The 25,531-nt window shown below is 66.4% G+C and carries 26 protein-coding genes; 23 read left to right on the top strand and 3 right to left on the bottom strand.

The window, feature by feature from the left end; all coding sequences use genetic code 11:
• Window positions 1-5: 5 nt before the first annotated feature.
• From QRO91_RS01605 to flgA, 3 genes are all read right to left on the bottom strand, one after another.
• The gene (locus QRO91_RS01605) at window positions 6-344 is read right to left on the bottom strand and encodes a flagellar protein FlgN (RefSeq protein ID WP_006366325.1); all 339 of its coding nucleotides are present in this window, start codon (window positions 342-344) and stop codon (window positions 6-8) included.
• Window positions 341-646, bottom strand: a complete 306-nt coding sequence (gene flgM / locus QRO91_RS01600; protein ID WP_049432154.1) for a flagellar biosynthesis anti-sigma factor FlgM — start codon at window positions 644-646, stop codon at window positions 341-343. Before flgM ends, QRO91_RS01605 begins: the two co-directional genes overlap by 4 nt.
• A 75-nt stretch (window positions 647-721) precedes the next feature.
• A complete protein-coding gene (gene flgA / locus QRO91_RS01595) occupies window positions 722-1,378 on the bottom strand; it encodes a flagellar basal body P-ring formation chaperone FlgA (RefSeq protein WP_049432152.1) in 657 nt (218 codons plus the stop codon).
• Between the two features lie 292 nt (window positions 1,379-1,670).
• On the opposite strand from flgA, the gene QRO91_RS01590 reads away from it, so the two are divergent.
• The 23 genes from QRO91_RS01590 (at window position 1,671) to QRO91_RS01480 (ending at window position 25,220) form a co-directional block, all read left to right on the top strand.
• Window positions 1,671-2,615: a chemotaxis protein gene (locus QRO91_RS01590; protein ID WP_106549951.1), complete on the top strand. Its 945-nt coding sequence runs from the start codon at window positions 1,671-1,673 to the stop codon at window positions 2,613-2,615.
• A 146-nt stretch (window positions 2,616-2,761) separates the two neighbouring features.
• A complete protein-coding gene (flgB, locus tag QRO91_RS01585) occupies window positions 2,762-3,157 on the top strand; it encodes a flagellar basal body rod protein FlgB (RefSeq protein WP_005409576.1) in 396 nt (131 codons plus the stop codon).
• A 3-nt stretch (window positions 3,158-3,160) separates the two neighbouring features.
• Window positions 3,161-3,568: a flagellar basal body rod protein FlgC gene (gene flgC / locus QRO91_RS01580; protein ID WP_033835497.1), complete on the top strand. Its 408-nt coding sequence runs from the start codon at window positions 3,161-3,163 to the stop codon at window positions 3,566-3,568.
• Between the two features lie 23 nt (window positions 3,569-3,591).
• Window positions 3,592-4,275, top strand: a complete 684-nt coding sequence (locus QRO91_RS01575) for a flagellar hook capping FlgD N-terminal domain-containing protein (protein WP_005413273.1) — start codon at window positions 3,592-3,594, stop codon at window positions 4,273-4,275.
• Window positions 4,276-4,307: 32 nt separating this feature from the next.
• Entirely contained in the window at window positions 4,308-5,531 is a 1,224-nt protein-coding gene (flgE, locus tag QRO91_RS01570; protein WP_049432148.1) for a flagellar hook protein FlgE, read from the top strand.
• A 32-nt stretch (window positions 5,532-5,563) separates the two neighbouring features.
• Window positions 5,564-6,313, top strand: a complete 750-nt coding sequence (locus QRO91_RS01565; RefSeq protein ID WP_049432144.1) for a flagellar basal body rod protein FlgF — start codon at window positions 5,564-5,566, stop codon at window positions 6,311-6,313.
• A 102-nt stretch (window positions 6,314-6,415) separates the two neighbouring features.
• On the top strand, window positions 6,416-7,201 hold the full coding sequence (gene flgG / locus QRO91_RS01560) for a flagellar basal-body rod protein FlgG (protein WP_005409571.1): 786 nt from the start codon (window positions 6,416-6,418) through the stop codon (window positions 7,199-7,201).
• Between the two features lie 22 nt (window positions 7,202-7,223).
• A complete protein-coding gene (gene flgH, locus QRO91_RS01555; RefSeq protein WP_049432141.1) occupies window positions 7,224-7,916 on the top strand; it encodes a flagellar basal body L-ring protein FlgH in 693 nt (230 codons plus the stop codon).
• Window positions 7,917-7,918: 2 nt separating this feature from the next.
• On the top strand, window positions 7,919-9,055 hold the full coding sequence (locus QRO91_RS01550) for a flagellar basal body P-ring protein FlgI (protein ID WP_100443520.1): 1,137 nt from the start codon (window positions 7,919-7,921) through the stop codon (window positions 9,053-9,055).
• 1 nt (window position 9,056) lies between these two features.
• Window positions 9,057-10,256 carry a flagellar assembly peptidoglycan hydrolase FlgJ gene (gene flgJ / locus QRO91_RS01545; RefSeq protein WP_049432140.1) on the top strand — a complete coding sequence of 400 codons (1,200 nt, stop codon included), beginning with the start codon at window positions 9,057-9,059 and terminating at the stop codon, window positions 10,254-10,256.
• A gap of 8 nt (window positions 10,257-10,264) precedes the next feature.
• Entirely contained in the window at window positions 10,265-12,145 is a 1,881-nt protein-coding gene (gene flgK / locus QRO91_RS01540) for a flagellar hook-associated protein FlgK (RefSeq protein WP_285310203.1), read from the top strand.
• A complete protein-coding gene (gene flgL, locus QRO91_RS01535; RefSeq protein ID WP_285310202.1) occupies window positions 12,142-13,344 on the top strand; it encodes a flagellar hook-associated protein FlgL in 1,203 nt (400 codons plus the stop codon). The genes flgK and flgL overlap by 4 nt, the downstream gene beginning before the upstream one ends.
• Window positions 13,345-13,762: 418 nt before the next feature.
• Window positions 13,763-14,983 carry a flagellin gene (locus QRO91_RS01530; RefSeq protein WP_100443521.1) on the top strand — a complete coding sequence of 407 codons (1,221 nt, stop codon included), beginning with the start codon at window positions 13,763-13,765 and terminating at the stop codon, window positions 14,981-14,983.
• Window positions 14,984-15,055: 72 nt separating this feature from the next.
• Window positions 15,056-16,246 carry a flagellin gene (locus tag QRO91_RS01525; protein ID WP_099482075.1) on the top strand — a complete coding sequence of 397 codons (1,191 nt, stop codon included), beginning with the start codon at window positions 15,056-15,058 and terminating at the stop codon, window positions 16,244-16,246.
• Window positions 16,247-16,332: 86 nt separating this feature from the next.
• The gene (locus QRO91_RS01520; protein ID WP_072166967.1) at window positions 16,333-17,511 is read left to right on the top strand and encodes a flagellin; all 1,179 of its coding nucleotides are present in this window, start codon (window positions 16,333-16,335) and stop codon (window positions 17,509-17,511) included.
• A gap of 440 nt (window positions 17,512-17,951) precedes the next feature.
• The gene (gene fliD, locus QRO91_RS01515; RefSeq protein WP_197619112.1) at window positions 17,952-19,370 is read left to right on the top strand and encodes a flagellar filament capping protein FliD; all 1,419 of its coding nucleotides are present in this window, start codon (window positions 17,952-17,954) and stop codon (window positions 19,368-19,370) included.
• Window positions 19,371-19,498: 128 nt separating this feature from the next.
• Window positions 19,499-19,915, top strand: a complete 417-nt coding sequence (fliS, locus tag QRO91_RS01510) for a flagellar export chaperone FliS (RefSeq protein ID WP_049427435.1) — start codon at window positions 19,499-19,501, stop codon at window positions 19,913-19,915.
• Window positions 19,912-20,205, top strand: coding sequence for a hypothetical protein (locus tag QRO91_RS01505; RefSeq protein WP_049427432.1), 294 nt, complete (start codon window positions 19,912-19,914; stop codon window positions 20,203-20,205). Before fliS ends, QRO91_RS01505 begins: the two co-directional genes overlap by 4 nt.
• The gene (locus QRO91_RS01500; RefSeq protein WP_197619111.1) at window positions 20,202-20,780 is read left to right on the top strand and encodes a PilZ domain-containing protein; all 579 of its coding nucleotides are present in this window, start codon (window positions 20,202-20,204) and stop codon (window positions 20,778-20,780) included. Before QRO91_RS01505 ends, QRO91_RS01500 begins: the two co-directional genes overlap by 4 nt.
• Before the next feature lie 92 nt (window positions 20,781-20,872).
• Window positions 20,873-21,505 carry a response regulator transcription factor gene (locus QRO91_RS01495; RefSeq protein ID WP_005413261.1) on the top strand — a complete coding sequence of 211 codons (633 nt, stop codon included), beginning with the start codon at window positions 20,873-20,875 and terminating at the stop codon, window positions 21,503-21,505.
• Between the two features lie 411 nt (window positions 21,506-21,916).
• Window positions 21,917-23,326 (top strand): RNA polymerase factor sigma-54, encoded by a 1,410-nt coding sequence (rpoN, locus tag QRO91_RS01490; RefSeq protein WP_285310201.1) that lies wholly within the window; start codon window positions 21,917-21,919, stop codon window positions 23,324-23,326.
• 14 nt (window positions 23,327-23,340) lie between these two features.
• Window positions 23,341-23,718 carry a response regulator transcription factor gene (locus QRO91_RS01485; protein WP_197651269.1) on the top strand — a complete coding sequence of 126 codons (378 nt, stop codon included), beginning with the start codon at window positions 23,341-23,343 and terminating at the stop codon, window positions 23,716-23,718.
• Window positions 23,715-25,220 (top strand): sigma-54 dependent transcriptional regulator, encoded by a 1,506-nt coding sequence (locus tag QRO91_RS01480; RefSeq protein ID WP_285310200.1) that lies wholly within the window; start codon window positions 23,715-23,717, stop codon window positions 25,218-25,220. The genes QRO91_RS01485 and QRO91_RS01480 overlap by 4 nt, the downstream gene beginning before the upstream one ends.
• Window positions 25,221-25,531: the final 311 nt, after the last annotated feature.

Below are 25,531 nucleotides of genomic sequence, written 5' to 3'. Positions count from 1 at the left end.
TCGCGTCAGGCGACGGCGAGTGGGCGGCGGGCAGTGACGGTGTGTGACTGACCCTTGGCGTCATAGGCCGAGGCGTCTTCGGTACGGCCCAACTGGCGCAGTGCCCAGTTGACCTCGCGCCGGCGCCGCGAAAGCAGCACGCCGTTGGCGCGGTTGCGCTCGGCCAGTTCCTGCAGCTGTTCGCCCTCGCCGACCGGCGGTGCGCCTTCCAGCGCCCGCAGCGCCTCCAGCTTGGCGCCGGTGGCACGGATCAGGGCGTGCACGTCGTGCTCGACCAGGGCCTGGCGTTCAACGTCCAGGGCCTGGGCGAGACGCTGCAGCGGCTCGCTCATCGCTGCGGTCATCCCTGCAGCTGCTGGTCCAGATCGAGCATGCGCGATGCGATCGCGTCCGGATTGATCTTGTAGGTGCCGTTCTGCAGCGACTCGCGCACGGCGGCCACGCGCTGGGCGTCGATCGCCGGGGCGGTGGTCAGCTCACGCTCGATGGCCTGCAGATTGGTGGCCTCGCCGGTCAGGCGCAGGCTGTCGGCTGCCTCGACCGGGCGCGCCGGCGCATCGCTGCTGACGCCGGGCTTGCTGGCCGGGGTCGTCACGCTGCGCAGTGCCTGGGGGACCTGCAGGTTGCCGTCGATTTTCTGGCTCATGGGGTGTCCTGGAGTTGCCGTTCACAAGGGATAACGGCCTCAGGGCCGCGATCTTTAGGGCTATTTTGCGGTAAATCAACGCGCCACGATTACGTCACCTGCGGCATCGACCGTGCCCTGCACGATCCGCCGCGAGGACAGGTTCTCCACCGAGACCCGTTCATTCTCACCGGCATCGCCCATCGCGCGACCGGCAATGCGGACCTCGACCGAGCCGCGACGCGATACCAGGGCCACATTGTCTCCTCGCTTGATGAGACGCTGCACCACCAGATCGTTGTTCGACAGCAAGGCCCCGGCCTGCAATGGACGGCGGGCGATGCGACCGATCGCCGCGTTGGGATCGGCCAGCACCGCACCGGCAATCCGGGCAGCGTCACGCTGGGCAGTGGTGATATCGGCGGCAGTGAGGGTTTCTCCAGTGCCGATTCCACGATTGAGCACCAGCACGGTCTGGTTGCGCCGCACTTTCACCGGCACGAACAGCCGCCAGCCGCCCGCATCGGGGCAACTGACCTCCACGGTGGTGTTGGCGGTGGGCTGCACCTGCAGTGCGCCGCCGCACTTCGGCAGGCGCAGCGCATCGGCCACCTGGGCCTCACCCTCGCTACCCGTCGGCAAGGTCGTCAGCGCCGCGGCGCGGATGCTGGCCACGGGCTGCCAGTCGGAGGCCACCGCCCACGGCGAGGCCAGGGCAAGCGCGATGACCAATAGAGATGTGACCCGGCGCATGGCGCCTCCTGTCGTTGGGACCTGGCCCAGCTGCGTGCAAGGGGCGTGCCAGAGGCAGGGTGTCGGAATGGGAATGTGTAGAGTCGACTGTTAGTCGACTTTCGCGTTGGTCGACTTTCGCGCGAAGCGCGGGATTTCCCGCGATCGGATAAGAGCAGTCGGCCGCGAAGAGCAGTCGACCCCGAAGAGCAGTCGACTGACAGTCGACTCTACAGAAAAGCAGAAGCGGCGCAGAGCACGCGCGTGGCAGAGCGCCCTCAAGTTCCGCCACTGCGGCGCCGATACAGCAGCCATGTCCCATGACCTGCTCAACCGGATCGACCAGCGAACCCGTCTGGCCGGCCACAACCGACTGGCGCTGCTGCTGTTCCGTCTCGGCGGACGTCAGCTTTTTGGCGTCAATGTCTTCAAGGTGCAGGAAGTCCTGCGGCGCCCGGAGCTGTTCCAGGTGCCCGGGCTGCCCAGCCAGTTCTCCGGCGTGGCCGACGTGCGCGGCCGCTCGGTGCCGGTGCTGGACCTCGGCCTGGCCATCGGCCATCCCGAGCGCGAGCCGGAGGCGGACACCTCGCCCGGCTACCTGGTCGTGACCGAGTTCAACCGCTCGATCCAGGGCTTCCTGGTCAGCGGTGTGGAGCGCATCGTCAACATCGCGGTGGAAGACATCCATCCGCCACCGGAGCTGGGCGCCGAATCGAGCTACCTGACCGCCGTGACCCGCTTCCAGGGCGAGCTGATCCAGGTGATCGACGTGGAAAGCGTACTGGCCGACATTGCCCAGGTGCGCGGCGAGGCAGTGCTCGACCCGGCGATGGCGATGCCCTCCGACGGCCCGCAGCTGCAGGTGCTGGTGGTGGATGACTCGCGCGTGGCCCGCCAGCAGATCCGCAGCGTTCTCGACCAGCTGGGCGTGGGTGCCACCCTGCTCTCCGACGGCAAGCAGGCGCTGGACCACCTGCTGCAGATCCATGCCTCGGGCGAGAACCCTGCCGAACGCTACGCCATGGTCATCTCGGACATCGAGATGCCGGCCATGGACGGCTATACGCTGACGACGGAAATCCGGCGCCATCCGGGCCTGGCCGGCCTGTATGTGCTGCTGCACACCTCGCTGTCAGGCGTATTCAACAATGCGATGGTCGAGCGCGTGGGCGCCAATGCCTTCGTCGCCAAGTACTCGCCGCACGAGCTGGCCGACTTCGTGCTGGACCGCCTGCGCAAGGTCGCGATGGCGGCGTAAGGCCCTCTCCTGTAGAGCCGAGCCCATGCTCGGCTTGTGCGGCGCCTGAACGAAAGGCAGCCGAGCATGGCTCGGCTCTACAGGATCGCGCGCACTTTGGCACACCCCTTGCAGCTTCCCGGGCAACGTTCCCGTGGGAGTGCACCGTGCGCAACCTGATTACCGACTACCTGGGCGTCCACGCCCAGGCCATGCCGTTGCGCGAACAGCGGATGAAGCTGATCGCCAGCAACCTCGGCAATGCCGACACTCCCGGCTACAAGGCCCAGGACCTGGACTTCGATGCCGCCCTGCGCCATGCCCAGGGGCAGGATGCCAATGGCCTGATGGCCACCACCCATGAGCAGCACTACGAAATCAGTAGTGGCCTGAACCCGTTCCAGATCGCGCGCGAAGGCGTGCAGCCCAGCCTGGACGGCAACACCGTCGATCCCGATGCCGAGCGTGCGGCCTATGGCCGTGCCGCGCTCGAGTACCGCGCTTCGCTCAGCTTCGTCGAGAGCAAGGTGCGTTCCATGTTGACCGCGATCACGGGGCAATAAGCCATGAGCAACCTGCCGATCTTCGATATCGCCGGCTCCGCGCTGCAGGCGCAGTCGGTGCGCATGAGCACCATCGCCTCCAACCTCTCCAACGCCGACACCGTCGCCGGCTCCGCCGACGCCGTGTACAAGCCGCTGGAGCCGATCTTCCAGGCCGTCACCAGCAAGAACGATCCGAACATCACCTCGGTGAAGGTGAAGGAGATCACCCAGAGCGATGCGGCGCCGATCAAGCGCTACGAGCCCGGCCATCCGCTGGCCGACGCCGACGGCTACATCTACCAGCCCGACGTCGATCCGGTGGCGCAGATGGTCAACCTGATCTCGACCTCGCGCAATTACCAGGCCGGCGTGGAGATGCTGACCACCGCCAAGGAACTGGCCCTGGCCACCCTGACCATGGGCCGCTGAGGCCCGCAGTACCGGATACCGCCATGACCACCGCCGTCAACAACCAGACCAACCAGGACGTCTACACCGCACTCGGTCTGAACGCCCCGAACAGCAACGCTACCAAGAAGAAGAACACGCTGGACCAGGCCGATTTCCTGCGCCTGATGACCGAACAGCTGCAGCACCAGGATCCGCTGAAGCCGATGGACAACACGCAGATGGTCGCGCAGATGGCGCAGATGTCCACCGTGCAGGGCATCACCGACCTGAACAAAACGGTGAAGGGTTTCCAGGAATCGATGGCCAGCGACCAGGTGCTGCGTGGCGCGGCGCTGGTCGGCCACCAGGTGCTGGTGCCGTCGGAAAAGCTGGTACTGGAAAAGGAAGGCAACGTTGAAGGCACGGTGGCCGCGCCTTCTGCCGGCATCATCACCGTGGACATCACCGATGCCACCGGCGCCAAGGTCACCTCGCTGAGCGTGGAAGCCAAGGCCGCCGGAGAGACCGCGTTCCAGTGGGACGGCAAGGATGCCAACGGCAAGCGCATGGAGCCGGGCAAGTACTCCATCGTCGCCAACCACGTCGACACCGCCGGCAAGAGCACCAAGTTGTCCACCTACGTGCAGGCGCCCGTGGAAAGCGTGACCGTCGGTTCCGACGGCCTGTACCTGAACCTCAAGGGCCTGGGCACGGCCCCGATCGACTACGTGCTCCGCGTCAGCTGAGCCGCACACCCCGTACTTACCAGGAGCATCCCATGGGCTTCAATGTCTCGCTGTCCGGCATCAATGCCGCCAATTCCGACCTGAGTGTCACTGCCAACAACGTCGCCAACGTCAACACCACCGGCTTCAAGGAATCGCGCGCCGAATTCGCCGACCTGTTCTCGGCCACCGGTTACGGCCTGTCGAAGAACGCCGTGGGTTCGGGCGTCCGCGTCTCCAACGTTGCCCAGCAGTTCAAGCAGGGCCACAACGAACAGACCGGCCGCAGCCTGGACATGGCCATTTCCGGTGAGGGCTTCTTCACCATGAACATGAACGGCACCCGCGTGTACTCGCGCGCCGGCAACTTCCAGACCGATGCATCGGGCTACGTGGTCAACCCGCAGGGCGCGCGCCTGCAGGTGTTCGCACCGAATGCCGACGGCACCAACTTCGATGCCGGGCGCATGGTCGACCTGCAGCTGCTGACCACTGACAGCCCGCCGAAGCAGACCAGCGAAGTGAAGGTCGGCTTCACCCTGCCGGCCAACGCCAAGCAGCCGACCGTCACCACCTTCGACCCGACCGACTCCAACAGCTACAACCACTCCAGCGGCGGCATCACCGTGTACGACTCGCTGGGCGTGAGCCACATCCAGGTTTCGTATTTCGTGAAAGGTGCCAACCCGAACGAGTGGACCGTGCGCAACTACGTGGACGGCCAACCGGCGGGTACACCGACCCCGGTCACCTTCGACAACAGCGGCAAGCTGGTCGCACCAGCCAACGGCAAGGTCAGCCTCGGCACGTTCACCCCGAACACGGGCGCCGGCGTGTTGAACATGACGCTGGATATCAACGGTTCGACCCAGTACGGCGAGAAGTTCGCGCTGCGCAACACCCAGCAGGACGGCTATGCCGCCGGCAAGCTCAATGAGATCACCGTGTCGGAAACCGGCGTGGTCTATGCCCGCTATTCCAACGGTGCCGACAAGCCGCTGGGCCAGGTCGCGCTGACCACCTTCAACAATCCGCAGGGCCTGGAATCGAAGGGCAACAACCTGTGGGTGGATACCTTCAGCTCGGGCACGCCACGCACCGGCATGCCGGACACCTCCAACCTCGGCAAGATCCAGGCCGGCTCGCTGGAAGCGTCCACCGTCGACCTCACCGAGCAGCTGGTCAACATGATCACCGCGCAGCGCAACTTCCAGGCCAACGCGCAGATGATCACCACCCAGGACCAGATCACCCAGACCGTCATCAACATCCGTTGATGAACTGCTGACCCCGTCTCGGAACTTCCCGCATGGATAAAGCCCTCTACGTGGCGATGACCGGTGCCCGCGCCTCCCTGCAGGCGCAGGGTACGCTCAGCCACAACCTCGCCAACTCGGACACCCCTGGCTTCAAGGAAGCGCTGGCCAACACCGAAGCCTTCCCGATCAAGGGCCAGGGCTTTGCCTCGCGGGTGGATGCACTGCACGTCGACGCCGGCTTCAACCGCCGGCCCGGCGCGCAGCACATCACCGGCAAGCCGCTGGACCTGGCGCTGCAGACCGGCACCTGGCTGGCCGTGCAGTCCACCGATGGCACCGAGGCGTACACGCGTGGCGCCGCACTGTCGGTCACGCCGAACGGACAGCTGGTGACCTCCAGCGGCCGCGCGGTGCTGGATGACAACAACAACCCGATCGCCATTCCGCCCTACCAGGCGATGGAGATCGGTGCCGACGGCACGATCTCGATCATTCCGCAGGGCGAAGGCCCGCAGACGATGGCGCAGGTCGGACGGATCAAGGTGGTGCAGGCGCCGGACGAGCGCCTGGAGCGCGGCCTGGACGGGCTGTTCCGCAACACCGATCCGCGCCAGCCGTTCGCACCTGCGCAGGGCACGGCGGTGCACAGCGGCCAGCTGGAAGGCAGCAACGTCGATGCCGCCGGCGCGCTGGTGCAGATGATCCAGCTGCAGCGCCAGTACGAAATGCAGGTGCAGGTGATCAAGCACGGCGACGACAACGCGCGCAGCGCCAACAGCCTGCTGCGCCTGGGCAGCTGACGGAATTCCGGCGCCGCTTGAATGCGGCGCTGGCACACCGCTTGCACACCCGAAGACAAGGGCCGCACCGCGCGGCCGGCTCCACCAGACAGGACACCGAAGATGAACCAGGCATTGTGGATCGCGAAAACCGGACTGGATGCGCAGCAGATGCGCATGTCGGTGGTTTCCAACAACCTCGCCAACACCAACACCACCGGCTTCAAGCAGGACCGCGCCAGCTTCGAGGACCTGCTGTACCAGCAGGTGCGCCAACCCGGCGGCTCCTCCTCGGCACAGACACAGCTGCCGACCGGCCTGCAGCTGGGTACCGGCGTGCGCGTGGTCGCCACCGCCAAGAACTTCGAACAGGGTGGCCAGCAGCAGACCGGCCGCGCACTGGACGTGATGGTCAACGGCCGCGGCTTCTTCGAAGTGCAGATGCCCGATGGCAGCTCGGCCTATACCCGTGATGGCTCGTTCAAGATCAACCAGGACAGCGAGCTGGTCACCAACAGCGGCTACCCGGTGCAGCCGGGCATCCAGATTCCCGAAGGCGCGCAGTCGGTGACCATCGGTACTGACGGCACCATCAGCGTGAAGATGGCCGACGGCGCGGCCTCGGTGGAAGTGGGCGCGCTGACCCTGACCGATTTCGTCAATCCGGCCGGCCTGCAGGCACGGGGTGAAAACCTGTTCCTTGAGACCACCGCATCGGGCCCGGCGCAGAACGGCAATCCCGGCCTCAACGGCCTGGGCACCGTGGTGCAGGGCGCGCTGGAGGGCAGCAACGTCAACGTGGTGGAAGAGCTGGTGTCGATGATCGAAACCCAGCGCGCCTACGAAATGAACGCCAAGGCGATTTCCACCACTGATTCGATGCTCGGCTACCTCAACAACAAGCTCTGACCGGCCAACCCGGGAAACCGCCATGTCGCCCATTTCCAACTTCGCCCGCACTGCCCTCGCCTGCACCGTGGCTGCCCTGCTCGGTGGCTGCGTGATTGCCGGCGACGTGCGCCCCTATCCGGCAATGGCACCGATCCAGCCGATCATGCCACCGCAGGCCGAGCCGACCGCCGGCGCCATCTATGCGGCCGGTCCGACCCTGCAGTTGTATTCGGACCGTCGCGCACGCGATGTCGGCGACCTGCTGACCATCACCCTGCTGGAAAACACCACCGCGCAGACCAGTGCCAACACGGCCACCAACAAGGAATCCAACCTCAGCCTGGGCACGCCCTCCATCCTCGGCGCGCCGGTCACCCTGGGCGGCAAGGACATCCTGAGTGCCACGGCCAAGGGCGCGCGTGACTTCACCGGCAAGGGCAACAGCGCGCAGAGCAACCGCCTGCAGGGCAACGTGACCGTGACCGTGGTGCAGCGCCTGCCCAATGGCAACCTGGTGGTGCAGGGGCAGAAGAACCTGCGCCTGAACCAGGGCGACGAGCTGGTGCAGGTACAGGGCATCGTGCGCCCCGGCGACATCGGCGCGGACAACACTGTGCCTTCCAGCCGCGTGGCTGAGGCACGCATCGTCTACGGCGGCCGCGGCCCTGTCGCGCAGTCCAACGCGATGGGCTGGCTGAGCCGCTTCTTCAACTCCGGCCTGACGCCGTTCTGAGTATGGCCATGAAACTCTTCTTCTCTTCTTCCTGGCAGCGGCGCACGGCGTCGTTCGTCGCCTTGATGCTGCTGATCGTTGCAGCCCCGGCCAGCGCCGAACGCATCAAGGACCTGGCCCAGGTCGGTGGCGTGCGTGGCAATGCGCTGGTGGGCTACGGCCTGGTGGTGGGCCTGGACGGCAGCGGCGACCGCACCAGCCAGGCACCCTTCACCGTGCAGAGCCTGAAGAACCTGCTCGGCGAGCTGGGCGTCAACGTACCGCCGAACGTCAACCCGCAGCTGAAGAACGTGGCGGCGGTGGCGATCCACGCCGAACTGCCGCCGTTCGCCAAGCCGGGCCAGCCGATCGACATCACCGTGTCCTCGATCGGCAACGCGGTGTCGCTGCGCGGCGGTTCGCTGCTGATGGCCCCCCTGCGCGGCGCCGATGGGCAGATCTATGCCATCGCCCAGGGCAACCTGATCGTGGGTGGCTTCGGCGCGCAGGGCAAGGACGGCTCACGCGTCTCGGTGAACGTGCCCAGCGTCGGCCGCATTCCCAATGGCGCCACCGTGGAGCGTGCCCTGCCCGACCCGCTGGCCAATGGCGGCGAGATCACCCTGAACCTGCACAACAATGACTTCACGACCGTCTCACGCATGGTCGCGGCACTCAACAATGCATTCGGCGAAGGTGCGGCACGCGCGGTCGATGGCGTGACCGTGGCGGTCACCGCACCGACCGATCCGGGCGCACGCATCGGCCTGCTGGCGCGCATCGAGAACCTGGAACTGACCCCGGGCAGCGCCCCGGCCAAAGTGGTGGTCAATTCGCGTACCGGCACCGTGGTCATCGGCCAGCAGGTGCGGGTCGGACCCGCCGCGATCTCGCACGGTTCGCTGACCGTGACGATCCAGGAAAACACCAATGTCAGCCAGCCCAACGCGCTGTCCGGCGGCCGTACCGTAGCCAGCCCGCAGTCGACCATCACCGCCACCAATGACGGCAGCCGCATGTTCAAGTTCAGCGGCGGCACCACCCTGGACGAGATCGTGCACGCGGTGAACGCGGTAGGCGCGGCACCGGGCGATCTCATTGCGATCCTGGAAGCCCTGAAGCAGGCCGGCGCCCTGAGTGCCGAGCTCGAGGTGATCTGACATGCGCATCAATCCCGCATTCGATCTGCACCCGGCGCAACAGAATGATCCGGCCAAGATCGACAAGGTCGCGCGACAACTGGAAGGCCAGTTCGCGCAGATGCTGGTCAAGAGCATGCGTGATGCCAGCTTCGGCGACTCGCTGTTCCCCGGCGAGAACAAGATGTTCCGCGACATGTACGACCAGAAGATCGCCGAGGCGATGACCCGAGGCAAGGGCCTGGGCCTGTCCGGCATGATCAGCCGGCAGCTGTCCGGCCAGGCCGCCGATGGCCCGGCGCTCGATACCCGCGTGGACCCGGCCAAAGCCAGCCGTGCCTATCAACTCAATGCGCCGGCCAAGCCCGCGCCGTCGCTGCCGTTGGAAGACGGCAGCCAGGCGGTGCGCCTGCTGCAGCAGATGGCGGCCGGCGCCCAGTCGGGCGCACACGCGGCGGTTGCACCGATGGAACAGGCGCTGGACCTGATCGCCGGGCGCGAAAGCAGCAGCATGCACCGCTCGCTGGGCACCGAAGATCCGTACATCGGCAGCCTGCAGGGCGAGGACTGGGCCGCCAACAGCGATCAGTGGTCGGCCACCGCCAGCAACCGCGGCACGGCCATCAGCCCGGCCGATGCGATGGCTACCCGCACCGCCGTCGCCCAGCTGGGCGAGCACACCCCGGAAGGTTTCGTCGCAAGCATCTGGCAGCACGCGCAGCGTGCGGCCAAGGAGCTGGGCGTGGATGCCCGCGCCCTGGTCGCCCAGGCAGCGCTGGAGACCGGCTGGGGCAAGCGCCACATCAAGCATGCCGACGGCAGCACCTCGCACAACCTGTTCGGCATCAAGGCCAATGGCTGGAACGGCCAGCGCGCCGTGGCCGGCACCCACGAGTATGTCGATGGCGTGCGCCGCAACGAGACCGCCAGCTTCCGCGCCTACAGTTCGCCGGCCGAGAGCTTTGCCGACTACGTGCGCCTGCTGAAGACCAGCCCGCGCTACCAGCAGGCCCTGCAGGCCGGCACCGATGTGCAGGGCTTCGCCCGCGGTCTGCAGCGCGCCGGCTATGCCACCGACCCGCGCTACGCGGCCAAGATCGCCGCGATCGCCGGCGGACCGACCATCGAGCGTGCCGTCAGCGCCGTGGCAGACGCCGGCTCGCGCCTTGGCCAGACCTTCGCCAGCACCGCAACCGCGGCGCTGGGTATCACCCGTCGTTGAGGAACCCCATGTCCAGCGTACTTTCCACCGGTACCGGTGCCCTGCTCGCCTTCCAGCGTGCGTTGGCGACCACCAGCCACAACGTGGCCAACCTCAATACCCCGGGCTACAGCCGGCAGAAGGTCAACTTCGCCACGGCTGATCCCCAGAACTACGGCTACGGCACGGTCGGCAACGGCACCCGCATCACCGACATCCGCCGTACCGCCGACCAGTTGGCGATCTCGCGCCTGCTCGACAGCAGCGGCGAGCTGGCGCGCCTGAAGCAGCTCTCTGGCATGGCCGACCGGGTCAACTCGCTGTTCTCCGACGCGGCAACCAACGTGTCCGGCGTCTGGTCGAAGTTCTTCGATTCGGTCAGCGGCCTGTCCTCCAATGCGGCCGGCACCGCCGACCGCCAGAACATGCTGGACGGTGGCAAGGCGCTGGCCAACCGCTTCGTGCAGCTCAACACGCACCTGAACAACCTCAACAGCGAGGTCAACAACGGCCTGCTGGCTGGTGCCACCGAGGTCAACCGATTGACGCAGGAGATCGCGCAGATCAACGGTGCGATCGGCACCAACATCGCTACCGCCGCACCGGACCTGCTCGATCGCCGCGACCAGCTGATCACCCAGTTGATCGGCTACACCGGTGGCACCGCAGTGATCCAGGACGGCGGCATCATGAATGTCTATACCGCCGGCGGGAACGCGCTGGTGGTGGGTACCACGGCAACCAAGGTCACCACGGTTGCCGACCCGTACCAGCCGGAGCGGCTGCAGCTGGCGCTGGAAACGCAGGGCAACACCATCCGGCTCGACCCGAAGGCGGTCGGTGGCCAGATCGGCGGCCTGCTGGAGTTCCGCGACACCGTGCTGACGCCGGCCCAGGCCGAACTGGGCAAGCTGGCGGTAGGCCTGGCCGAGAGCTTCAACCAGGTGCATCACCAGGGCGTGGACCTGTATGGCCAGCTGGGGGGGGACTTCTTCAACATCGGCAACCCGCGCGTCACCGCCAACAATGCCAATACCGGTACCGCAAGCCTCAGCGCCGCTTACGGCGACCTCGGCAAGCTGGACGCGCAGAACGTGGTGCTGCAGTTCGATGGCACCAACTGGAAGGCCAGCCGTGCCGACACCGGCGCCAACGTTCCGCTGACCGGCACCGGCACGGCCGCTGATCCACTGGTGATCAACGGCGTCAAGCTGGTGGTCGGCGGTACGCCGGCAGCCAACGATCGCTTCCTGCTGCAGCCGACCGCGGGCGTGGCCGGCAGCATGGAAGTGGCGATCACCGATCCCTCGCGCATCGCCGCCGCAGCGGCGGTGAAGGGCGCGGCAGCGACGTCCAACACCGGCACCGGCAAGCTGAGCGGTGTCACCGTCAGCGATTCGACCAACGCCAACCTGCGCAATCCGGCCGCGATCGTGTTCACCTCGGCCACCACCTACACCATCGATGGTGGCCCGCCACAGACCTACACGCCCGGCCAGACCATCAGCGCCAATGGCTGGAGCTTCGTGCTGGACGGTGCGCCAAAGGTCGGCGACACCTTCAACATCACCCCGACCCCGGCGGGCTCTTCGGACAACAGCAATGCCTCCAGGCTGTCCAAGGTGGAGAGCGCCAAGGCGTTCAACAGCGGCACGGTCACCCTCAACGGTGCCCTGGGCGGCCTGACCACCCAGGTCGGTGCAGCCGCCCGCTCGGCCGAGTATTCGCTGGAAGCGCAGCTGGTGATCAACGACAAGGCGCAGGAAGCGCGCGATGAGGTGTCCGGCGTCAACCTGGACGAGGAAGCGGCGGACATGCTGCGCCTGCAGCAGGCCTACCAGGCCGCGTCGCAGCTGATCTCCACCGCCGACAGCATGTTCCAGACCATTCTGGGAGCCGTCCGTCGATGAGCAGCCGTATCTCCACCAGCATGATGTTCAACCAGTCCGTGTCGCTGATGATGGCCAAGCAGGCCAAGCTCAGCCACCTGGAGCAGCAGATCGCCACCGGCAGCAAGATCGTCAGCGCCAAGGACGATCCGGTCGCCGCGGGTGCGGCCGTGGGGCTTGACCGCAGCCTGGCCGCACTGGACCGGATGAAACTCAATGCCGGCAACGTGCAGAACCGGCTGGGCGTGCAGGAAAACACCCTGGCCCAGGTCAACGACCTGATGGCGCGCGTCAACGACCTGACCATCCAGGCCAGCAACCCCGCGCTGGGCGCCGCTGACAAGAAGACGCTGATCACCGAATTGAACCAGATCCGCGAGGGCCTGCTGTCGCTGGCCAACGCCGACGACGGTACCGGCCGTTACGTGTTCGGCGGCACCAACGATGGCGATCCACCGTTCGCCAAGATCAATGGCAAGGTGGTCTGCCGTGGCGACCAGACCCAGCGCCAGATTGAAGTCGGCCCCGATACCTATGTGCGGGACGCCCTGCCCGGCAGCGAAATCTTCATGCGCATTCCTACCGGCGACGGCTTCGTCGATGGTGGCGCCGCGGCCGGCAATACCGGCAACGGCGTGCTGACCAACATCACCCGCGATGGCAGCGACAGCTGGAACGGCCAGTCCTTCAGCATCCGCTTCACCGCCGCCGACCAGTACCAGGTACTGGACGGCGCTGGCAACGTGACTGGCACCGGCACGTTCAAGGCCGGTGACAACGTGGAAGTCAACGGTGTACGCCTGCAGATCACCGGCGCACCTGCTGCCGGTGACAGCTTCAACGTGAAGCCGGCAACCAGCCGCGACATCTTCGACACCATGGACAAGCTGATTGCCGCGCTTGATGCCGACACCGGCACCACCGCGAAAATGAGCGCGCAGCAGAACGAACTGCAGAGCGCCCTGCGCGATGTGGCCCGTGCATCGGAACGGATGATCGATTCGCGCGCGGCCGGCGGTGCGCAGCTGAAGGCACTGGACAATGCCGCCGACATGCGCGAAGCCAACAGCGTGACCCTGAAGACCACGCTGTCGCAGATGCGCGACCTGGACTACGCCGATGCGCTGAGCCAGTACCAGCTGCAGAGCACCGCACTGCAGGCGGCACAGACGATCTTCTCGCAGATGCAGTCGATGTCGTTGTTCAACAAGATCCGCTGACGCTTCCCAAGCGTCACTCCCTGAAGGCCGCGATGCCCTGCATCGCGGCCTTTTTCGTTCCTGCGTGCCCGTTCCGTCGCGCTCGTCGGGCGTGGCCCGGCGCTGCCGGAAAGGTGCTCCTGCGCATTTTCCGTGATTGCCCATCAAGCCCGGCCCTGCCCCGCCGATACCTTCATCAGCGCTGGTTGGGCATGCCCAACCGCCCCTTCCGGGGTCGCCTTCACGCCCGACAAGGGCTGAAAAACCCCGGGAAAACAGCCGCCGGCACCGGATTTCAGCATCGACGGAATTCACGGCTAAAGGTTGTTGACAAAGCGCCGTTATTCATTTGGCAACAGCGAAGCACACAGCCACACAAAAAAACAGGCGGCGCTTCGTTTCATTCACCAACGGGTTCCATATAAGAGGAGACGACCCCATGGCACAGGTAATCAACACCAATACGATGTCGCTCAACGCTCAGCGCAACCTGAGCACCAGCGGCAGCTCGCTCGCTACCACCATCCAGCGCCTCTCGTCCGGCCTGCGCATCAACAGCGCGAAGGACGACGCGGCCGGCCTGGCCATCAGCGAGCGCTTCACCACCCAGATCCGCGGGCTGGACGTGGCCATCCGCAATGCCAACGACGGTATCTCGCTGGCCCAGGTCGCCGAGGGTTCGCTGAGCGAAGTCGGCAACAACCTGCAGCGCATCCGTGAACTGGCCGTGCAGTCCTCCAACGCCACCAACTCGGCCAGCGACCGCAAGGCCCTGCAGGCTGAAGTGACCCAGCTGGTCTCGGAAGTCGACCGCGTGGCCAAGCAGGCCGACTTCAACGGCACCAAGCTGCTGGACGGCTCCTTCACCAGCCAGCTGTTCCAGGTCGGCGCCAACGCCGGCCAGGCCATCGCCATCAACAGCGTGGTCAACGCCAAGGCCGATTCGCTGGGCGCGGCGACCTTCGCCAATGGCTACACCGGCACCAGCCTGGCCGCGGCCGACAAGGCCACCGCCGACACCACCTACTCCGGCCTGCAGATCTCGGTGACCCCGCCGGGCGGCACCGCCACCACGGTCACCATCAACGACTTCACCGTGAAAGCGGGTGAATCGATCACCTCGGCCACCTCTGCCGCGATCAACAACAAGCTGGGCGAAACCGGCGTCATGGCCTCGGTCAATGCCGGCGTGATCAGCCTGGCCTCGGTCAAGGACGGCCAGACCTTCACGCTGGGCGTCAGTGCCGCAACCCCGCCGGCCGGCGCCACCGCCGCGACCATCGCCGGCCTGGGCCTGACTGAAACCAGCACCAACGGCGGCCTGCTGACCGGCGCCACGTCCAACTTCGTCAAGGACCTGAACGTCACCACGGCCGAAGGCGCGCAGAAGGCGCTATCGATCGTCGACAAGGCCCTCGAATCGGTCAACAGCGTGCGCGCCGACCTTGGCGCGATCCAGAACCGCTTCACCTCGGTGGTGGCCAACCTGCAGACCTCCTCGGAGAACCTGTCGGCCTCGCGCAGCCGCATCCGCGATACCGACTTCGCCAAGGAAACCGCCGAACTGACCCGCACCCAGATCCTGCAGCAGGCCGGTACGGCCATGCTGGCCCAGGCCAACCAGGTACCGCAGAACGTGCTCAGCCTGTTGCAGCGCTGACATGAGCCGCCCCCGGGGCACGTCGGGGGCGTCTAACCCAACTCACGTGCAACCGCTCAAGGACCTCTCCTCATGGCACAAGTCATCAACACCAATACGATGTCGTTGAATGCTCAGCGTAACCTGAGCACCAGCGGCAGCTCGCTGGCCACCACCATCCAGCGCCTGTCCTCCGGTTCGCGCATCAACAGCGCCAAGGACGACGCCGCCGGCCTGGCGATCTCCGAGCGCTTCGGCACGCAGATCCGCGGTACCGACGTTGCCATCCGCAACGCCAACGACGGCATCTCGCTGGCCCAGGTCGCCGAAGGTTCGCTGACCGAAATCGGCAACAACCTGCAGCGCGTCCGCGAGCTGTCGGTGCAGGCCTCCAACGCCACCAACTCGGCCAGCGACCGCAAGGCCCTGCAGGCCGAAGTGACCCAGCTGGTCTCGGAAATCGACCGCGTCGCCAAGCAGTCGGACTTCAACGGCACCAAGCTGCTGGACGGTTCGTTCTCCAGCCAGCTGTTCCAGGTCGGCGCCAACGCCGGTCAGGCGATCGCCATCGACAAGACCATTGATGCCAAGGCCAATGCCCTGGGCGGCGCCAAGTTCGACACCAACGCACTGGCCCTGGCCGACCCGGGCACCAACGCTGACTTCAGCACCAGCGGCCTGTCCATCAACGGCGTGGCCATCGCCGATGTCTCGGTCAAGCAGGGCGCCGACGCCGCTGCCACCGGCAAGGCATCGCGTGAAGCGCTGGTGACCGCGATCAACGCCAAGATCGGCGAGACCGGCGTCTACGCTGAAGTGAACGGCACCGCTGGCGTGACCCTGACCTCGGTCAAGGACAGCACCAACGCCGACGGCTCGTTCAAGGCCATCACCGCCACCCCGGGCACCTGGACCGGCGCCACCGCGCCGACCTTCACCGCCACCACCGCTGCTGCGGCCCCGGCTGCGAAGTACGCCAGCAACCTGGACGTCAGCACCGTGAAGGGCGCCCAGCAGGCAATGGAAATTGTCGACAAGGCGCTGGGTGCGATCAACAGCACCCGCGCCGACCTTGGCGCCGTGCAGAACCGCTTCACCTCGGTCGTGGCCAACCTGCAGACCTCGTCGGAAAACCTGTCGGCTTCGCGTAGCCGCATCAAGGACACCGACTTCGCCAAGGAAACCGCAGAGCTGACCCGCACCCAGATCCTGCAGCAGGCCGGTACGGCCATGCTGGCCCAGGCCAACCAGGTGCCGCAGGGCGTGCTCAGCCTGCTGCGCTGATCCGCTCGCTGATCGACCTCCGGGCGCCGCATGACGCGGCGCCCGGATCCTGAAATACGTTCCACCTTCGCCAAAGGAAAAGCACCATGGCACAAGTCATCAACACCAACACCATGTCCCTGAATGCTCAGCGCAACCTGAGCACCAGCGGCAGCTCGCTGGCTACCACCATCCAGCGCCTGTCCTCCGGTTCGCGCATCAACAGCGCCAAGGACGACGCCGCCGGCCTGGCGATCTCCGAGCGCTTCGGCACGCAGATCCGCGGTACCGACGTCGCCATCCGCAATGCCAACGACGGTATCTCGCTGGCCCAGGTCGCCGAAGGCTCGCTGACCGAAATCGGCAACAACCTGCAGCGCGTCCGCGAGCTGTCGGTGCAGGCCTCCAACGCTACCAACTCGGCCAGCGACCGCAAGGCGCTGCAGGCCGAAGTGACCCAGCTGGTCTCGGAAATCGACCGCGTTGCCAAGCAGTCGGACTTCAACGGCACCAAGCTGCTGGACGGCACCTTCTCCAGCCAGCTGTTCCAGGTCGGCGCCAATGCCGGTCAGGCCATCGCCATCGACAAGACCATCGATGCCAAGGCCGGTTCGCTGGGCACCTCGACCTTCGCCACCGGTGCGACCGCTGCCCTGGCCGCCAGCACCGACGGTGCCCGCTTCTCCGGCACCGTGATGGGCGTGGACATCGGCACGGTTGAAGTGAAGGCCGGCGCCACCACGGCTGATGCCTCCAAGGCCGTCGCCACCGCCATCAATGCCAAGATCGGCGAAGCAGGCATCTACGCCGAAGCCAATGCCGACGGCTCCCTGAAGCTGAGCTCGGTGAAGGAAGGCAAGGCTGTCGCCGCCGCCGATATCGCCCTGATGCGCAGCGACTACGACGCGACCGCCAAGACCTGGGGCACCGCGGCAGCTGCGGGCGCCTACACTGCCGGCACCGATACCTCGGCCAACGTGCAGAAGCTGGACGTGAGCACCGTGCTCGGCGCCCAGCAGGCCCTGGAAGTGGTCGACAAGGCCCTGGGTGCGATCAACAGCACCCGCGCCGACCTCGGTGCGATCCAGAACCGCTTCACCTCGGTGGTGGCCAACCTGCAGACCTCCTCGGAGAACCTGTCGGCGTCGCGCAGCCGCATCAAGGACACCGACTTCGCCAAGGAAACCGCAGAGCTGACCCGCACCCAGATCCTGCAGCAGGCCGGTACGGCCATGCTGGCCCAGGCCAACCAGGTGCCGCAGGGCGTGCTCAGCCTGCTGCGCTGATCCACGGCAAGAAGGCGCCGCTACCGTCGGATCGAACCGACGGTAGCGGCAACCCGGAAGCCACGGTGCACGAAGGCGCGGGCCATGCCCGGCCCGGGATCACTCCCGAACCGGCTTGGCATCGCCCGCTCCTGCGGACCTCTCTTTCAGCGCTGTACCTTTGACTGTACGTACCGGGCGGCTTCGTCTCCCCCCGATTGTCAGTAGCCTGATCCCTCCCCTGCCTTGGGGGAGGGTTTTTTGCAGACTCCCGGCAGCCTGCGGTGATTCCACCCGCACCCTGCCCCAGCCCTCCTGCAAACCGCGTGCCAGATCCGCCGCCAGACAACTGGCACGGCGCATGCATCAACGAAGTCCTCAAGACCCAGCGGCGCAGGCCGCTATTTTCGTTGACGACGGGCCACCGCACGGCGGCCAGGCCCGGATACCAGGAGAATCACATGGCAAGCTTTGGATACGGTGGCATTGGCTCGGGGCTCAACATCTCGGACATCGTCAACCAGCTGGTCGCAGCCGACCGCAAGCCCGCCGACAACGCGCTGAACCTGCAGCAGTCCAAGGCCAAGATGCAGCTGTCGTCGATCGGCACCGTCACTTCGGCCTTCGACAAGCTGAAGACCGCACTGACCGCACTGAAGGCCACCACCGCGTTCGATACGCGCACCGTGACAGCCACCGGCAAGGCCGGCCCCACCAATGCCGACGACGTTCTGACAGCCTCGGTGGCGCTGTACGACCTCGGCACGACCAAGGCAGCCGCCTCCAACGGCACGCACCAGGTGGAGGTCACCTCCCTGGCCACCGCGCACAAGCTGATTGCCGACACCTCATTCCCGAAGACCGACACCTTCGGTGCCGGAACCTTGACGCTGACCGTTGGCGTCGGCGACAAGGCCAAGACCATGAACGTGGCGGTGGAGGACGGCGATACGCTGACCACCATCCGCAACAAGATCGATGCGGCCGGCCGCAAGGAGGGCGTGCAGGCCACACTGATCACCTCGGGCGACAACCAGTATCTGTCGATCGCCCAGGAAAAGACCGGCGCTGCCAACGCGATCAAGCTGGAGTACGGTGGCAGCGACCCGAAGCTGGGCGCACTGGTCGGCAGCCTGAAGCAGAACACGGCCGCAGCGGACGCCGAGCTGACCATCGATGGTGTGAAGGTCGTCAGCGCCAGCAACACGGTGGCCGATGCGGTTCCGGGCCTGACCCTGAACCTCAAGGTTCCCGGCAAGAGCACCGTGGTGATCAGTACCGACACTGCCGCCGCGACCAAGGTGATGCAGGAGTTCGTGACCGCCTACAACGCGGCGATCGCGGCGATCAACACCGAAACCAAGTACGACGCCAAGACCAAGGAAGCGGCCACGCTGACCGGTGACGCGCAGATGCGCGGTGCCTCCAGCCAGCTGCGCTCGATGATGTCCGGCGTGCTGAAGGAGCTTTCCGCTGACGGCCTGGACCCGAAGGTGCTTGGCCTGCAGACGCGCGGCTATCCCAATGCCGACGGCAGCCTGGTGCTGGATACCACCAAGTTTGCCGCTGCACTGGCCAGCCAGCCGGAGAAGATCCGCGCCGCCATCACCGGCGACACCGGCGGTGCCGGCACGCTTTACACCATGGTTGACGGCTACGTCAGCACCACGGTCGGCAAGGAAGGCGCCTTCGTCGCCCGCACCAAGGGCCTGAACACCACGCTGGACAACATCGACAAGCGCCGCAAGGACCTCGACACACGCATGAAGAACGTGGAAGAGCGCTACAAGAAGCAGTTCATCGCGCTGGACAGCCTGATGGGCAAGCTGCAGCAGAGCAATACGTCGCTGCAGCAGCAGCTGGCACAGCTGAACCGTTAAAGGACGGCGTGCAACGCTCAAGTTTGGCGTGCAACGCACCGATAACGGACGCAACAGCAATCAACGCCGCACCGCCGGTAACGGTCCCCACGACCTGCCGGCGGCACCCAGCGCAAGGAGAATCACGAATGTACGGTTCCAGCCGTCAATATGCCGAGCAGTACCGCCAGGTGGGAGTGACCAGTGCGGTTGCCGACGCCGATCCGCACAAGCTGGTGGCGATGCTGCTGGCCGGCGCGCTGGAGCGCGTGCGGCGCGCACTGGCCAGCCTCGAGCGTGGCGACCAGGCCGGCAAGGGCAAGGCGATCGGCGAGGTCTGCGCGATCGTCGGCCACCTCAACGGCTCGCTGGACCACGAGGCCGGCGGCGAGATCGCCGGCAATCTGTCGGCGCTCTACGACTACGTGCTGCAGCGCCTGACCGAGGCCAACCTGCACAACGACCGTGCCGCCCTCGACGAATCCCTGCAGCTGCTGGGCGAGATCGACAGCGCCTGGAATGCGATCCCGATGGAACAGCGCCGCTCGGCCGCGGTGGCACCATGAGCCTGCACGAACTGCACGCCCAGCTGGATGCTTTCGAAAAGGCCCTGGGCGAAGATGCGCTCGACCAGGCCGACAGCCTGCTCGACGGCCACGACAGCACGCTGCATGCCCTGCTCAGCCAGCCGCTGACCTTGGACGACCACGCACCACTCAGTGCGCTGTTCGAGCGCCAGCAGAACCTGCTGGGCCTGCTGCGCCAGCGCCGCGATGCGGTGGCTGCACTGATGAATGACGGCCAGCGCTCCCTTCGCGCGGCGCATGCCTACCTGCAGGCAGAATCGCTGGCATGACCCAACTGCCGACAACGTCGCTGCACCATCCTGCCGAAAGCGAGCTGTTCGACGAAACGCTCAGCTGCGAACTGGCCCTGCCCGCCGAGTTCCAGCCCGGCAGTGCCGCCGGTCGTACCAGCAGCGCCGAAGGCCTGCTGCGCAGCCTGGCGCTGGTGGAAGACAGCCGCGTTGACGAGCATGACGACCGCAACGAGGCCAGCCTGCAGCTTCAGCGGCTCGAGGCGAAGCTGGATCTGGCGATGGTGCTGCTTGGCCGCCTGGTCCGCCAGCAGGGCCAGGAGCTGACCCTGCGCCCGGTGCGCTGGTCACGTCGCGGGATACGCCTGCAGCTGGGCCCGCGCAGTGGCGCCAGTCCCGGCCAGGCAGGCCTGGTGCGCCTGCAGCCCAGCGACTGGCTGCCCGACCATATCGACCTGCCGGTGGAAGTGATCGCCGAAGCAGCGGATGGCGGCGGCGGCCACTATCTCTGGCTGCGCTTCCAGCGCCTTGGCGATGGCCTGGAAATGGCCATGGAGCGCCACCTGTTCCGCCTGCACCGTCGACAGGTGGCCGAAGCACGCCGGGCGCGCTGAAACCTGCCACCATCACGCTTGGCGGGCAAGCCTTGGCGGGCCCGTTCAGCTAAGTTAAGGTGGACTCCCCTACCCGGACCTGCTGCGTGCCTGTGCGAGTTCTCATCGTCGACGATCACACCCTGGTCCGCGCCGGCCTGGCGCGGCTTCTGCAGGGGTTTGCCGACGTGCAGCTGGTGGCCGAAGCCAGCAACGCCGAGCAGGCGCTGCAGCTGGCCCTGCAGCACGCACCGGACGTGGTGCTGATGGACCTGTCACTGCCGGGCCGTACGGGCCTGGAAGCGCTCAGCGATATCCGGCTGCGCGCGCCTGGTACCCGGGTCGTGATGATGACCATGCATGACGATGCCGCGCACGTGCGCGATGCGCTTGACCGCGGCGCGGTCGGGTTCGTGGTCAAGGATGCGGCACCGCAGGAACTGGAACTGGCGCTTCGCGCGGCGCATGCCGGCCAGGTGTTCCTGAGTCCGCAGATCTCCGCCAAGATGCTGGCACCGATGCTCGGCCGCGAGAAGCCCACTGGCATCGCCGCGCTGTCACCACGCCAGCGCGAGATCCTGCGCCGCATCGGCAAGGGCGAAAGCAACAAGGAAATCGCCGCCGACCTCGGCATCAGCGTCAAGACGGTGGAAACCCACCGCGCACGCATGATGGAGTCACTGGGCTGCCGTCGCGCCAATGATCTGCTGCTGCTGGCCGCGCGCCACCAGCACGAGCTGGAGTGATCGGCTGTCGGTAGAGTCGACTGTCAGTCGACTTGCGCGCGGAGCGCGGGACTTTTCCAGAGCCTGATCGGAGAGCAGTCGACTAACAGTGCAGTCGACTAACAGTGCAGTCGACTAACAGTCGACTCTACTACCAACCTGCGACATCCCGCATCCGCGACGAAATCCCGTCATCCCGACACTCCCCGACGGGAATCCGTACACGGCACACGGCGGGATCGACGGATCTGGCACCGCGAATCAATGCCTTAGCTCCACCCATCGTCAATATCCCGCAACCATGTAGGGAAAACCCCTACACCCTGTCGGGGCAACCACCAAGCCCCTCAGGAACCCCCTGATTCCGCCCCCGCCGGATCAAAAGCAAGATGCGTTCCACAAGGCGCCGGGGAGCGGTGCCGGGGAACCACGATGAAGGCTGCACTCTCGACCCAGCTGGGCCAACAACTCCACCTCACCCCGCAGCTGCTGCAGTCGATCCGGCTGCTGCAGCTTGATGGCCTGCACCTGGAACAGGAAATCCAGCGCCTGCTGGACTCCAATCCCCTGCTGGAAATCGAAGAACCCGAAGCACCGACCGCCGACGCCACCGAGGTTGCCGCCACGACGCTGGAAACCGCCGCGTTCGATGAGCTGCCGGAGTCCTCGATGTGGGAAGTTGCCGGTACCAGCTGGCAGGACGGTGACGACGATCGCATGGCGCGTATCGCTGCCGGCGAATCGACCGACCCGCAGCTGCGCGTGCTGCAGCGCCTGTCGCTCGACATGGATGATCGCCAGCTGGCAGTGGCCGCATTCTGGCTGGACCACTGCGACGAGGCCGGCTACCTGCAGGCGCCACTGGACCAGCTGCAGCTGCTGGCCAGCGCACAGTTCGACATCGCTGCCGACGGCGTCGAAGCCATCCGCCAGCAGCTGCTGCACGGTGAACCGGCCGGCATGGCCGCGCAGGACCTGCGCGAGGGCCTGCAGGCGCAGCTGCGCAGCCTTCACGGCGCGGTGCCTGCCCGCCACCTGGCCACGCGCATCCTGGACGGCGCGCTCGATGCGCTGGCCGCACATGATTACCCCGCCCTCGCCCGCCAGCACGACGCCGAGATCGACGACGTTCGCGAAGCGGTACGCCTGATTCTGTCGCTGCAGCCACGCCCGGGCGACAGCCTGCTGCCGGAACGCAATGCCGTTGTGGTTCCGGACGTGGTCGCCTGGCACGCCGATGGCCAGTGGAAGGTGGCATTGAACCCGACCACCAGCCGCCGCGTCTCCATCAACAGCCAGTACGAACAGGCGCTGGCAGAGACCAGCGAGGCCGCACCGGCACTGCGCGAAATGCTGCAGGAGGCGCGCTGGTTCAGCCGCGGCCTGTCGATGCGCTACGACACCCTGCTGCGCACCGCGCGGGTGATCGTCGAGCGCCAGGCAGCGTTCCTGGTGCGTGGCGAGGAAGCCATGGCGCCGTTGACGCTGAAGGAAGTGGCCGAAGAAATCGGCATGCACGAATCCACCGTTTCGCGCATCACCACCGGCAAGTTCCTGCAGACCCCGCGCGGCACCTTCGAACTGAAGCACTTCTTCGCCGTGCGCCTGGAAGGCGCCAGCGTCTCCGGCCAGGCCGTGAAGGCTATGGTCCGCCGCCTGATCGACGCCGAACCGGCCGGTCGCCCGCTGGCAGACGAGGCCATTGCCGGCCTGCTGTCGCGCCAGGGGGTGAACATTGCCCGCCGAACCGTCGCAAAATACCGAGAACAACTGGACATCGCCCCGGCCCGTGAACGGCGCCGGCTCGGCGCCAGGCAACCGCTGTTGGCCCGGGTGGGCTGAAAAGGATGTTGGACATGAACAAGCTCACGGTCCTGCTGGTCGATGACCACGAGGGCTTCATCAATGCGGCGATGCGCCACTTCCGCAAGATCGACTGGCTGCAGATCGTCGGCAGCGCCGGCAACGGCCTGGAAGCGATCGAGCGTTCGGAATCGCTGCGCCCGCAGGTCGTATTGATGGATCTGGCAATGCCGGAGATGGGTGGCCTGCAGGCCACCCGCCTGATCAAGTCGCAGGACGATGCACCGTACATCGTGATCGCCAGCCACTTCGACGACGCCGAGCATCGCGAGCACGCGCTGCGTGCCGGCGCCGACAATTTCGTCAGCAAGCTGTCCTACATCCAGGAAGTCATGCCGATCCTGGAAGGCCTCAGGGAGGAACAGTCGTGAGCGAATCGCGCATCCTGGTGCTGGACAACGACGCCGTGCGTGCAGAGCGCACCGTTGCCCTGCTGGAATTCATGGACTTCAACCCGCGCTCGGTCTCCGACGGTGCCGACTTCGATCTCGGCCGGCACCGCCAGAACGAATGGATGGCGCTGATCGTCGGCAGCCTGGTAGACAACGCGGCCAGCACCGCACTCTACAATTGGCTGGGCGGCAGCAGCCTGCCACCGCCGGTGCTGCTGGCCGATGGTGATACCTCTGCATTCGCGCAGCAGCACGGCCTGCACGAAGCCAATATCTGGCCGCTTGAAACGCCGCTGCGCCACGCGCAGATGGAAGCCCTTCTGCGCCGCGCCAGCCTCAAGCGCCTGGATGCCGAGCATCAGGCCGGTGCCGTGCAGGATCAGGGGCCGACCGGCAACGGTCCGGCGGTGACCGCACTGCGCACCATGATCGAACAGGTGGCCGCGTTCGATACCACCGTGCTGGTGCTGGGTGAATCGGGTACCGGCAAGGAAGTGGTGTCGCGCGCGATCCACCAGCGCTCGCCGCGCCGCGATGGCCCGTTCGTGGCGATCAACTGCGGCGCCATTCCGGCGGACCTGCTGGAAAGCGAACTGTTCGGCCACGAGAAGGGCGCCTTCACCGGTGCGCTGACCGCGCGCAAGGGTCGTTTCGAAATGGCCGAGGGCGGCACCCTGCTGCTGGATGAAATCGGCGACATGAGCCTGCCGATGCAGGTGAAGCTGCTGCGCGTGCTGCAGGAGCGCAGTTTCGAGCGCGTGGGCGGCAACCAGACCATCCGCTGCAACGTGCGCGTGGTGGCGGCGACCCATCGCGACCTGGAAACCCGTATTGCCGAGGGCAAGTTCCGCGAGGATCTGTTCTACCGCCTGAACGTGTTCCCGATTGAAGTGCCCGCGCTGCGCGAACGTCGCGAGGACCTGCCGGCACTGGTGGAAACCATCGCCGCACAGCTGGCCCGCACCGGCCGTGGCGAGGTGCGCTTCACCCCGGAAGCCTTGCAGGCACTGGCCGGCTACGAATGGCCGGGCAACGTGCGCGAGCTGACCAACCTGGTCGAACGACTGGCCGTGCTGCATCCGGGTGGTTCGGTGCGCGTGCAGGACCTGCCGGCCCGCTATCGTGGCGATGCGGCACTGGCCGCCGTCGCTACGCCGGCACCGGCACCGCCCGCCGCCAGCGAAGAGCGGCTGGACCTGCGCAGCTTCTCGTTCCACACACCCGGCAGTGGCAACCAGCCGGCGCTGGAGCACGGCATTGCCGTCAATCGCCCGGCGGCTCCGGCCGCACTGCCCGACGAAGGCATGGACCTGCGCAACCACATGGCCAACATCGAACTGGGCCTGATCCACGAAGCACTGGAACGCACCCAGGGCGTGGTCGCCCACGCCGCCCAGCTGCTCGGCCTGCGCCGCACCACCTTGGTGGAAAAGCTGCGCAAGTACGGCATCGAGCGCGAGCAGGCCGAGCTGGCCGGCTGAACCGCGCTATCAGCATGAAGGGGGCACGAACGCCTGGGCTTGCCCGGGCGTTGGTGTTTGTGGCGCCCGGGGTGCGTTACCCTTTGGCGTGTAATGCGTGATTACCCCCCCCCCCAAACAACCCCGGGAAATACGCCCCAAGTCCTGTGTATTTTTAAAAAAAAACACCCCACCACACAGACACCCTAATGGGTTTTCGGTCTGTTGGTGTAAAAATGTGGGGGGGGGGGGGGGGGGGGGGGGGGGGGGGGGGGGGGGGGGGGGGGGGGGGGGGGGGGGGGGGGGGGGGGGGGGGGGGGGGGGGGGGGGGG

Origin of the sequence: Stenotrophomonas maltophilia group sp. Smal32, from assembly GCF_030237085.1 — a bacterium.
In the GTDB taxonomy this organism is placed as follows: Bacteria; Pseudomonadota; Gammaproteobacteria; order Xanthomonadales; family Xanthomonadaceae; genus Stenotrophomonas; species Stenotrophomonas maltophilia_Q.
The sequence above is the reverse complement of the archived record's forward strand: the minus strand, read 5'-3'. Positions and strand labels throughout refer to the sequence as shown.